Source organism: Streptomyces sp. F63, from assembly GCF_018070345.1.
Classification (GTDB): domain Bacteria; phylum Actinomycetota; class Actinomycetes; order Streptomycetales; family Streptomycetaceae; genus Streptomyces.
Genome location: NZ_JAGPXX010000066.1, coordinates 1 through 2,220, shown reverse-complemented (window position 1 = coordinate 2,220; position 2,220 = coordinate 1). Strand labels below are relative to the sequence as shown.

The 2,220-nt window shown below is 68.8% G+C and carries 2 protein-coding genes; both read left to right on the top strand.

The genetic code is table 11. The features are described from left to right. Positions 1–14: 14 nt before the first annotated feature. The gene (locus KBZ10_RS28905) at positions 15–590 is read left to right on the top strand and encodes an IS607 family transposase (RefSeq protein WP_210990706.1); all 576 of its coding nucleotides are present in this window, start codon (positions 15–17) and stop codon (positions 588–590) included. Next, on the top strand, positions 583–2,211 hold the full coding sequence (locus KBZ10_RS28900) for a transposase (protein WP_210990705.1): 1,629 nt from the start codon (positions 583–585) through the stop codon (positions 2,209–2,211). Before KBZ10_RS28905 ends, KBZ10_RS28900 begins: the two co-directional genes overlap by 8 nt. Positions 2,212–2,220: the final 9 nt, after the last annotated feature.

The following is a 2,220-nucleotide window of genomic DNA, read 5'->3' as shown; positions in this document are numbered from 1 at the left end:
GTCGTTGTCAGAGCGTGAATCTGACGGAATGGGCGAAGACGCAGGGCGTGCATCCGCAGACCGCGTATCGCTGGTTCCGTGAGGGGATGTTGCCGGTACCGGCTCAGCGGGTCGGGCCACGCACGATCCTTGTGAACATCGACGCGAACACCACGCCCGAGGCCATCGGCGGTCTGGGCCTGTATGCCCGCGTGTCCTCGCACGATCAGAAGACCGATCTGGAACGCCAGGTCGCTCGGCTGTCGGCGTGGGCAGCGAAGGCCGGTCACCGAGTCGTTCGTGTTGAGGCGGAGATCGCTTCCGGGATGAACGGCTGCCGTTCCAAGGCCCGGCGTCTGCTGGCCGACCCGCACGTGACCTGCGTGGTGGTGGAGCACAAGGACCGGCTCGGCCGGATGAACGTCGAGCTTGTCGAGGCCGCCTTGTCCGCGACGGGCCGTCGCCTGCTGGTCCTGGACGACGGCGAGGTCGAAGACGACCTGGTGCGGGACATGGTGGAGGTGCTGACCTCGTTCTGCGCCCGCCTGTACGGGCGCAGGTCGGCGAAGAACCGCGCCCGCAAGGCACTGGAAGCCGCCGAACATGGCTGACCTCCGCCCGATTGCCGCGCCGTTCGTGGCTCTGGGCCCCTCCGGTGTAGCGATCCGTGCCCGGCTCAAGGACCTCATGCCCGAGGATGAGAAGGTTCTGCGCTTGGTGGGGGCGCACCTGGGCTCGCTCGCCTCGAAGGACCTCAAAGGGCGTTGCGCTGACGGCCTGGAGCACTCCACCGAGTCATGGGCGGCCCGTAAGAGGGACCTGACGGCCGAGTCGTCGTCCAGGTGGGCCGGGTCGATCACGAAGGCCACGCATGACCAGTGGGCGCTCGCCCGGCGCGGCCAGGCCGCACACGTGCAGTCCCTCGAAGCCGGTATCACAACGATCCGGCACCGGCTGTCGCTGCCGGTCGGGGAGAAGGGCACCAAGCAGGCTCCGGGCGGCTACCGCTCCGCGCACGAGTGGTTCCACAAGACGCGACGGCTGCATGTGCTGGAGGACCGGCTCGACCAGGTTCGGGCCGACCAGGAAGCAGGCCGGGTGCATGTCGTGCGTGGCGGTAAACGTCTGCTGGGCACCCGCCACAACCTCGACAAGGCGCAGCTCACCGAGACCGAGTGGCGTGAGCGGTGGGAAGCCGAGCGCTGGTTCCTCCAGGCGGACGGCGAGTCGGGGAAAAGGTTCGGCAACGAGACGATCCGCATCACGCCTGAGGGCGAAGTATCGATCAAGCTCCCGGCCCCGCTCGCCGACTTGGCGAACGCCAAGCACGGCCGGTACGTACTCGCTGCGCCGGTGCGGTTCCCTCACCGGGGGCAGGAGCGGGCCGACCGCGTGGAGGCCGACCGGGCCGTGGCCTACCGCATCCACTACGACACGGGGCGCCGGCGCTGGTACGTGGACGCCTCCTGGCAGATCCCACCCACCAGGACCATCCCGCTCAAAGCCGCCCTCGCCGATGGCGTGATCGGCGTGGACACCAATGCCGACCACCTCGCCGCATGGCGCCTCGACACTCACGGCAACCCGATCGGCCGGCCGCGCCGGTTCTTCTATGACCTGTCCGGCAACGCCCAGCACCGCGACGCCCAGGTACGGCACGCCCTCACACGGCTGCTGAACTGGGCCAAGAGCTGCAGCGTCAAGGCCATCGCGGTCGAAGACCTCGACTTCCAGGCCGAGAAAACCAGAGAGAAGCACGGGCGCAAGCGCCGATTCCGGCAGCTCATCTCCGGCATGCCGACCGGCAAGCTCCGCGCCCGGCTGGCCTCCATGGCCGACGCCACAGGTATCGCGATCATCGCCGTGGACCCGGCCTACACCAGCAAGTGGGGCGCCCAGCACTGGCAAAAGCCGATGGCCGGCCCCACCCGTAAGACCACCCGACACGATGCGGCGAGCATCGCGATCGGACGACGCGCCCAGGGGCACCGGATCCGGCGACGGACGACACCGCCCCGTGCACACCAGAGCGATGTGCACGGGCATCGGACCGTCCAGGCCGACCGGCGTGCCCCTGGGCGTGAGGGACCCCGCCCCCGCATCCCCGGACCACGGACACGATCCGTGCCGCCGGACGCGACGAGTACGCGGGCGACCAGGACATCCAAAACCGTTCGGGGTGTCCGCAGTGACCAGGTATGGGTCCAAGACTCACTCCTGCTCACTGATTAGGAACGGTTC